Genomic DNA, 8536 nt, shown 5'->3' with positions numbered 1-8536 from the left:
CAGCAGAAGGACGTCGGGGGGCGGCTTGGGGACGATCGGCCGAAGAAGCTGAACAAGTCGCTCAACGTGCTGCTGATCGGGTCGGACACCCGGGAGGGCGACAACGCCGAGTACGCGGTTCCGGGGATGTCGGGGGCGCGGTCGGACACCGCGATCCTGCTGCATCTGTCGCCGAACCGGGACCAGGCCGTCGGGATCAGCTTTCCGCGGGACTCGATGGTGAAGATCCCCGCGTGCAAGAAGGACGGGGGCGGGACCGTTCCGGCGCGGTTCGGGATGCTGAACACCGCGTTCGCGTTCGCGGGGCCCACGTGCACGTGGAAGATGCTTGAGTCGCTCACCGGGATCCACATCGACCACTTCGTGCAGGTCGACTTCTCCGGGTTCAAGCGGATGGTGGACGCGCTGGGCGGCGTCGAGATCTGCGTCGACAAGCCCGTGCACGACCCGAGGGCCGAGCTGTACCTGAAGGCCGGGAAGCAGACCGTCAAGGGCGACCAGGCGCTCGGGTACGTGCGGGCGAGGTACTCGCTCGGGAACGGGTCCGACCTCGAGCGGATCGAGCGGCAGCAGAAGTTCATGGCGGCGGTCGCGGACAAGGCCACCGACTCGGTGCTCAGCGACCCGGCGAAGACGTACAAGTTCCTCAAGGCCGCGACGAAGTCGATGACGACGGACGACGACCTGGACCTGTCGGCGATGCGGAAGCTGGCCGACGGGCTCAAGGGGATGAGCGCCGGGCAGGTGCGGTTCGTGACCGTGCCGGTCGAGCGGTACGCGCCCGACCCCAACCGCGTCCAGTGGAACGACGAGCTGGCCAAGCCGCTGTTCGAGGCGGTCCGGCACGACAACGACCTGCCGGCGGAGCCCGCCAAGCCGGCCGGCACCGGGCAGGCGCCGCTGCGCCCGAAGGACGTGCAGGTCACCGTCGTCGACGCGGGCGCCGAGGACGCCCTCGTCGAGCGGGTCGTGAAGCAGCTCGGGAAGCGCGGCTACCGGGTGGCCCGGAAGGTGGAGAAGGCCGCCGAGGAGCCCGAGAGCCGCCTCCGGTACGCGGAGTCCGCCGAGGCGCAGGCTTCGGCGCTCGCGCGGGACGTCTCCGACGCGCTGCTCACGGTCGACTCCGGCGTCCCGGACGGCGTGCGGCTCGTCATCGGGAGCAACGGGGTGCGGCTCGCCCCGCCGCCCATCAGCAAGATCGGCGGAGGGGTCCGGGCGGGCAAGAAGCTCTGCGGCTAGCCGGGGAACAGCAGGACGGCGATGAGCGTGCCGGCCAGCATGTACGGGCCGAACGGGAACTCGCCCTTCCGGGTACGGCGGACGATCATGATGCCGACGCCGGCGAGCCCGCCGATGAGGTAGGTGGCCAGGACACCGACCATCCACGCGTCCTGGCCGAACCAGCCGAGGTAGAGGCCGAGGACGCCGGAGAGCTTCACGTCGCCCATTCCGATCCCCGAAGGCGCCACGAACGCCTGCACGAAATAGAGCGCGAACAGCACCGCCATGCCGATGAGCGCGTGCTGGAACCGCTGCATCCCGTCGTCCGTGAAGGGCGCCGCGGCGGCCAGCAGCGCCGCCGCGATGCCGTAGGACGGCAGCGTGAAGCGGTCGGGCAGCCTCTTGACCGCGCCGTCGATGAAGGCGAGCAGCGTCCCGGCGGCGGCGAGGTAGAGCAGCGCCACCAGCACGGGCTCCGGCCCGACGCGCCACCCGAGGACGCCGAACACGGCGGCCGCGGTCACGCCCATCAGGACCCGGCGGCGGCGCGGCACGTCGCCGGTGAACGGCACCGCCAGCGGCGCGGCGAGCAGGCCGACGACCAGCCCCACCGGGACCAACACCAACCCGACCATCGAACCTCGCCCCGATCCGGCGCTGACCTCGCCCCCGGCACCCTAATCGGCGATCGGCCACGGCGGAGACCCCGGCTCCGTGCCCCCCGCCTCCGGCTGTCGGCCGTCACATGGCGCACCGGAGAACGGCCCCGCCGCACGACCTCCGTTACGCGGACGCTAACGATCATCCCGAGCCGCTGCCAGGGCCCTGGGACCCAAATCCGAATTGGCATTGAGCCGGTGCGGGCCCGCCGGAGAGTTGTGCGCGCCGTTGCTCTCACGCAATGGTTATGCCATGCCAAATCAGGTGAAGGCCGTCCGGGTGCTGATGTTCGTGGTCGCCGGACTCACGTTCCTCATGACGCTGGCGTTCTTTGTCACGGCGGGGGTGACGGCCGCGGCCATCGGCGCCGCGATCCTGAGGCGTTTCTCGACCTGATTGAGGAGCTCGGCGGAGAACGGCGTCCCTCTAGTGGGTGAACGGGCATATCCGCCGGGGCGAGGCGCACATCCGGGTGACCGTGGATCCCGATTCGGTGCCGGAGATCGAGGTCGAGGCACCCGGGCCGACGCCATCGCCATGGAGATCGTCGAGGCCACGGCGAGGGCGCTGGCGGCTGATCCGGGCGGTTGGGTCCCTGGGCCCAATAGGCGACCTGCCGGGGCCGCCCGAGGCACTGGATTTCGGGGCGGCCCGGGGTTTCGCTCCCGAATGACTGGGCCTTTGATTTGGGTCTCTGTGCCCTGTCCCCTCCACTCGTCCGCGGCGTAATCTCGCACCTTCTCGGCTGAATTCTCGGTGAAGGGTGGCCGCGGTGGAACTCCCGCGCGAGCGACGTTCTGACGCCGGTGCGAGCGCCAAGGAGTACGCCGCGCTCATCGTCGTCGCGGCGTTGATGCTCGGCGTGCTTTTCAGTTTCGTCACGCCCGGCACGTTCGGGGCCGATGTCGAGTACGCGCTCTGCAAGCTGTTCGCCGCGGACGACAGCCAGTGCGAGTCGCGGCATGACAAAGCCCTCAAGCCCACCTGCCTCGCCGGCCTGACCAGCGACAGCTACGGCGGCTCCGTCGAGGTGGCGATCTTCTCGGTCGGCCGCGACTACGGGTTCCTGAAGTTCACCACGATCGGCCCCGACGGCAAGAAGACGGTCAAGGTCATGGCGATCAAGGGCGTCAGCGGCGGCGTGGGCACCGGTATCGGCGTCGGCATCAACGCCGGGAAGATCTTCAATCTCGGGGCGGACGCCAGCGCGGACGCCACGCTCCGCGTCGGCGCGGGCGACGGCTGGGTGTTCGAGGGGCCGAACGCCGAGGACGACGCCAACGCGTTCATGAACGACATCAGGGAGCAGTACTCGATCGACGCCGTGAAGGAGAACGGCGGTCTCCTCGGGTCGATCGGCGGCAACATCTACGACGCGTTCGCCGGACCGGACATCCCCGAGCCGGACATCCAGCGCTACGAGGGCCAGCTCGACGTCAGCGGCTCGCTCACCGCCGGCCTCGGCATCGGCCCCCGGGACAAGCCGGAGTACCAGGGCAGGCATCGCAAGGAGACCTGGCAGGACAAGGTCCCCGACTCCCGCGGCAGCGACGGCATCACCCCCAATCTGAACGCCTACGTCGGCATCAGCGGCACCGAGAAGGTCATCTACGAGGACGACAAGAGGACCGGCGACACGTCCATGACCTTCATGCTGGCGGGTGAGGTCAACTACGGCGAGAACCACCTGGTCCCCGGCGCGCAGGGCAGGGCGAACGCCACCGGCTCGATGACCATCACGAAGGACAGGAACGGGAACATCAAGAGCGCGTCGTTCACCCAGGTCCACATCGTGAACGGCAAGGCCACCACGGTCACCACCACTCTGCCGATCACCAGCGACGCCGAGCGCGAGACCCTGACCGAGTACCTGCTCAACCCGTTCAACACCGGTGGCCCCGGCGGTCAGGTGCTCAGCCTCACCTGGGACGACATGGCCCCGACGGAGCCGCCCGGAGACGACGCCCACCCGCTGCAGCGGCTGCTGTTCGAGAAGGGCAAGACCTCCCGGGTGACTTACGACTACGACCAGTCCGACGCCTCGTACGGGGCGAACGTCAAGCTGGGTCTCAAGCTCGGCGCCAACTACGCCGTCTCCAACTCCGGCCGGCAGGTCACCGACGCCGAGTATCTGGGCGCCGTGGGCCCTGGAGGCACCAGAGAGTGGAAGGATTTCGAAGAGTGCCACTGACGCGCGCGGCCGCTCGCCGGACCCCACGGGCAGGAGAGAACGATGGGCAATCTGATCGGCGTCCTCCTCGGAGCCGCGGTGTTCTGCGGCGGCGTCTACGAAGTGGTGAAGCGGCTGCGGCTGCAGCGGCGGATGCTCCGCGCCACCGGCGTCTTCGTCGGACGGGACGAGGTCATGGGCCCCGGCGGCCCGAGCACCACGAGCCGCGTGGGGCGGTTCCGGTTCACCACCCCGCAGGGGCGGCAGGTCGAGGCGGCCAGTTCGCTCTACTCCTTTCCCGGCCCCAAGCCGGGGAGGCCCGTGACGGTCGTCTACGACCCCGCCGGCCCCGAGGAGACCGCCGAGCGCCTCGGCGTGCACTACCTGCAACTGCTCGCGGTGGGGCCGCTGCTCATGGCGATCGGCGCCGCCGTGGCGGCGGTCAACGCCGCCGCTCTGTGACGAGCGGGGTCCCCGACGGCAGGGACCCGGTCGCCGGGAGACGCCCGTGAGGAGGCGGAGACGGATGGACTCGTGGCCTGGGCGGGGATCCGGCCGGCGGTGGTGGCCGGTCGCCGTGCTGCCGGTCCTGCTCGCGGCGGCCGTAGCCACCGGGTGCGCGGGCGACGAGCCGGAGGGCACCGGGAAACGCCCGGGGTCCGCGGGGACCGCGCAGCCGCAGGTGCCCGCCGGATTCACCTCGGCCGCCGCGGGTCCCGTCCGGATCGTCCATCCGTCTAATTGGAAGGCGGCCGAGCCGCCGAAGGGCTGGTCCTTCCTGGCCGACCTCACCGGCGGAGGCGAGGTCGAGGCGCGGATCGGCGTGATCACCGACGTGCCCCAGATCCCGAACGCCAAGCTGGTCACCGAGTCGGCGATCACCGTCGTCCAGCTCAACCTGGGCGAGGTGCGGCGCGGCCCGAACCGGGAGATCGACGTCCCGGGCGCCGCCGAGGCGTTCCGCGTCGACTACTCCTACCCCAATCCCCAGGCCCGCGCCGGGGCCGCGGCCGGTGCGCAGCTCAAGGCCGTCGACATCGGCCTGATCATCGGCGACCGCCAGTCGGCCGTCGTGCGGCTCACCGGGCTGCCGAGCAGGCTCACCCCGGCGCTGGTGGACCGGATAGTGCGCGGCATCGCGGTCAAGCCCTGACACCCCGGACGGCGGAGGCGAACGTGGATCTTGTGAGAGCGTGGACGGCGGCCATCCTGGTCTTCGTCGCCGGCAGCATCGCCACCGCCGGCATCGCCGTCAGCGCGGCCGTCTCTGAGGACGACCTGGAGTCGGTCACGGGCATGCTCCTGTGGACCGCGCTCCCGACCTTCATCGTGTTCGCGCTGATGGCCCTCGCCGGCGCCGCGGCGCACCCCTCCCCGCAGCGGGACGACACCGGCCGGCACGCCCTGGCCGTGCTGCTCGTGCCCGGCCTGGCGACGCTCCTCGGCATCGTGCTGGGCGTCGTCCAGGGCTCCCCCGCCCAGACCACCGCGGCCAGTGCGGTCGCGGGCCTCCTGGGCGCGATACCGACCTGGTGGCTGCTCGCTCGCCGACGCGCTCGCCGCTCCTCCGCGGGCGCTTACACCGGCTACTGACCCGTCCGGAAGCTCAGCCGACGGACGACACGGCGAGCACGCCGCCGCCGATGTCGTGCTGCCTTCCCCGCGAGGTCACTCGCGTATCCCGGCACCGTGCACGCGCGCTCACCCGAACCTTCGGGCGGCGTCCACCGACCGCAACGCGGTGACCTTCACGACGTCACCGGTCTGCGGCGCCTCGACCATCTTGCCGTCGCCGTAGTAAATGGCGACGTGGTGCGGTGTGGGCGTGCCGAAGAACAGCAGGTCTCCAGGCCGGAGCTGGTTCGTCGGAACCGGTGTGCCGCGCGGGTCGGCGATCTGGTTGCCGGTGTAGTGGCCGAGCGCGATCCGTCCCCTGGACGCCTGGTAGACGGCGTAGAGGGTCAGGCCGCTGCAGTCGAAGCCGAAGTAGTTGCGGCCGTCGTAGCCGCCCGGCGAGCAGCAGATCCCTCGCGTGGGCCCGCTGTAGTTGCCGCCGCCCCACGCGTACGGGGTGCCGAGCCAGCACAGCGACCAGGCCACCACCGCGGCGCCGAAGCTCAGGTCCTCCGCCGGGGTCTTGCTCTCGTCCGTCGCGCAGTGGTTGACGACCGAGCCGCTGCCCGCGGACCCGAGGCCGCTCGGCGCCCCGTTGTAGGCGACCGGGTCCTCGTCGTCGACGAGCCGGATCCTGAACAGCCGGGTGACGCTCTCCCGGTTGCCGTTCGGGAAGACCTGGACGCGTCCCCCGGCGCCTTCGCAGACGACCCGCTGGACGGGGCCGAGGCCGGTCGCCTCCTCGTCGGGATCCCAGTACTCGAACGAGCACTCCGGAATGAACAGCTTCGCGACGGCCGTCGCCGTCCCCGACCGGCCGATGCCCTTCTTGCCGGTGCCGTCCGTGCACAGGTTGCGGCGGTTGCGGAGGTCGTCCCGCTCCTTGTCGGTCAGCTCGTCATCGTTCTTGAGCTGGCACCATTTCGTGGCGACCTGCACCATCGCCGTGTCACCGGCCATGCCGCTCAGCCGGGCCTTGGTGACGCGCACGTCGTTCTCGTCCGCGAACTTCCCCGCGGCCGACTCGGGAGAGGCGCCCACCGCCCAGTAACCGGCCGCCGACGGGTCGATGCCGGTCAGCGCCAGGTTGACCGCCTGGTCGCGCAGGGGGGCGAGGGTGCCGAGCGCCGCCGCGTCCGCGCCGATCTGGGCCCGGTTGCGCATGTCGCCGGCCTGGGCGATCCGGCCGAACGCCAGGAAGCCCGCCGCCAGCACCACGGCCATGCCCATGACCAGGACGGACGTCGCGACCCCCGCGTCGCCGCCGTACCGGCCGGCGGACCTGATACGTCGCAGCATCTGCGCCCCACCGTCACGAGATCGAGAAGTTGCCCGAATTAGGATCGTAAAGATCACGGGAATCGCACGACAGGGCCCTGAGACCCAATCCGGAAATGACGCTGGACGTTCAGAATGTGTAGGGGACCGGGAGGTCCGGCACGAGGGTTTTCACTTCGTCTTCGATGGCGCCCTTCGGGGAGACCTTGAGGTCGTGGCGCCGGAGTGCCTCGTCCCGCACGACGAAGACGGTCGCGGTGAAGCCCTTCTTCCCGTTCGCGACGGCGACAGGGGCTTTGATGCGCGGACCGTACTCGGCCACGATCTCGTCGCGGTGCCGAGCGTCGTCCCCGGTGATGCCGGGACGGAACCTGATGTCCTCCACCCGGCCGACGACGTAGGTGAGGATCCCGCCGGGACGGGTGGTCTCGACGTAGACCCGCGCGAGCGCGACCGCGGTGGCGGTGTCCTCGACCGTCCCGCCGTCGGCGGCCATCACCTTCCCGAACGCGTCCGGGGCGCCGGTCAGCAGCTCCACCCGGCCATGGCCGAGCGCGACGTGCAGCAGCGCGGGATGCGGTCCCTGCCGGTGGTCGACGCGGTAGATCTTCCAACTCCGGAGGACGGGCGCATCGACCGGGATCAGCCTGGTGCCGTCCAGCCGGACGATCCGCGCCTCCTCCCGCTTGCCGCTCTCCAGCAGACCGTTGCCGATCGTCTGGCGGAGCTGCTCACCGGGCCGCGCGGGGGCTTCCGCGCCGCCCGCCCCCGAGGCCGAGCCGCACCCGGTCAGCAGCAGGGCCAGAAGGGCCAGCACCGCACTCACGGCGGGACGGCGGGAATGGCGCCGGTCAGCAGAAGATCCGCAGGAGACAGTTATGAGCGTCATCCCATGCCTCCCCATAATTCTCGGCGTACGTGTCACCATCGAGCGACGAAACCACCTCTCCATTGGCGAACGCCTGCTCCACCCTCTCGCGCCCCGCCCGCTCGCCGGCCCGGCGCGCGGTTTCGTCGTCCAGCGCCGGAAGTCCCAGTTCGGAGCGGGCGCGGCGGGCCTTCGTGACGGCGTCGTCGTACGCGTCTTCGTACTCCCGTTGCAGCAGGGTGTCGGGGCCGTTCCCGCCCCGGTTCCGCTGCAGCTGACGATTGTTCTGGATCGCCTCCACCGTGCCCTCGACCTCCTCGTCGATGGACCGCTCGACGAACTCCTCGCGGCCGAGGTCGCCGATATCCGCGTCATGGTGTTCGGCATGGTTGACCTCGTGCACGAACGTGTTCGCGCGTTCTTCCGGCGACTGGTTCGTGTCGATGTAAAAGGCATGGGCGTCACCGTCGTAGTAGGAGGCGCCTCCAGCCCGGTAAATGACCTGAACTCCGTTGTCCTCCACCCATTGCAGGGCGGTGCGTCCGAGCCGGGTCTCGCTGAGGACGGCCTCGGTCCCGCATCCGGAGCCGAACCGGCCGCATGCCCCGCTCCGCGTGTGCTCCGCGGCGGCCGCGGGGCCGAACGACCCGAGCACGCCCACCGCGAGGACGGCGACCACCGCGAGGCCGCCGTACTCCAGGCCCCCCGTACCCCGGCCCCGGCGC

The 8536-nt window shown here is 70.6% G+C and carries 10 protein-coding genes; 6 read left to right on the top strand and 4 right to left on the bottom strand.

What is annotated here, in order from left to right:
* On the top strand, nucleotides 1-1239 hold a 1239-nt coding region (locus E1266_RS32710; RefSeq protein WP_132053724.1), incomplete at its 5' end, for an LCP family protein.
* On the opposite strand, the gene E1266_RS32705 is transcribed toward E1266_RS32710, so the two are convergent.
* The gene (locus tag E1266_RS32705) at nucleotides 1236-1844 is read right to left on the bottom strand and encodes an A24 family peptidase (RefSeq protein ID WP_243719172.1); all 609 of its coding nucleotides are present in this window, start codon (nucleotides 1842-1844) and stop codon (nucleotides 1236-1238) included. The genes E1266_RS32710 and E1266_RS32705 overlap by 4 nt on opposite strands.
* A 289-nt stretch (nucleotides 1845-2133) precedes the next feature.
* On the opposite strand from E1266_RS32705, the gene E1266_RS38440 reads away from it, so the two are divergent.
* The 5 genes from E1266_RS38440 to E1266_RS32685 all read left to right on the top strand — a co-directional run bounded on the left by E1266_RS38440 (nucleotide 2134) and on the right by E1266_RS32685 (nucleotide 5644).
* On the top strand, nucleotides 2134-2277 hold the full coding sequence (locus E1266_RS38440) for a hypothetical protein (RefSeq protein ID WP_165966299.1): 144 nt from the start codon (nucleotides 2134-2136) through the stop codon (nucleotides 2275-2277).
* A 376-nt stretch (nucleotides 2278-2653) separates the two neighbouring features.
* Nucleotides 2654-4072: a hypothetical protein gene (locus E1266_RS32700; protein ID WP_132053720.1), complete on the top strand. Its 1419-nt coding sequence runs from the start codon at nucleotides 2654-2656 to the stop codon at nucleotides 4070-4072.
* 42 nt (nucleotides 4073-4114) lie between these two features.
* The gene (locus tag E1266_RS32695; RefSeq protein ID WP_132053718.1) at nucleotides 4115-4513 is read left to right on the top strand and encodes a DUF3592 domain-containing protein; all 399 of its coding nucleotides are present in this window, start codon (nucleotides 4115-4117) and stop codon (nucleotides 4511-4513) included.
* A 64-nt stretch (nucleotides 4514-4577) separates the two neighbouring features.
* Entirely contained in the window at nucleotides 4578-5204 is a 627-nt protein-coding gene (locus tag E1266_RS32690) for a hypothetical protein (protein ID WP_132053716.1), read from the top strand.
* Nucleotides 5205-5227: 23 nt separating this feature from the next.
* Nucleotides 5228-5644: a hypothetical protein gene (locus tag E1266_RS32685; protein ID WP_132053714.1), complete on the top strand. Its 417-nt coding sequence runs from the start codon at nucleotides 5228-5230 to the stop codon at nucleotides 5642-5644.
* Nucleotides 5645-5752: 108 nt separating this feature from the next.
* On the opposite strand, the gene E1266_RS32680 is transcribed toward E1266_RS32685, so the two are convergent.
* The 3 genes from E1266_RS32680 to E1266_RS32670 all read right to left on the bottom strand — a co-directional run.
* Nucleotides 5753-6964, bottom strand: coding sequence for a C40 family peptidase (locus E1266_RS32680; protein ID WP_207946054.1), 1212 nt, complete (start codon nucleotides 6962-6964; stop codon nucleotides 5753-5755).
* A gap of 109 nt (nucleotides 6965-7073) precedes the next feature.
* On the bottom strand, nucleotides 7074-7769 hold the full coding sequence (locus tag E1266_RS32675) for a hypothetical protein (protein ID WP_132053712.1): 696 nt from the start codon (nucleotides 7767-7769) through the stop codon (nucleotides 7074-7076).
* A gap of 25 nt (nucleotides 7770-7794) precedes the next feature.
* Nucleotides 7795-8536 (bottom strand): hypothetical protein (locus E1266_RS32670; protein WP_207946053.1); only part of this gene is annotated, 742 nt, incomplete at its 5' end.

Source organism: Actinomadura sp. 7K534 (assembly GCF_004348575.1).
GTDB lineage: Bacteria > Actinomycetota > Actinomycetes > Streptosporangiales > Streptosporangiaceae > Spirillospora > Spirillospora livida.
Note: the sequence above shows the minus strand (reverse complement) of the source record. Positions and strands in the feature narration are given on the sequence as shown.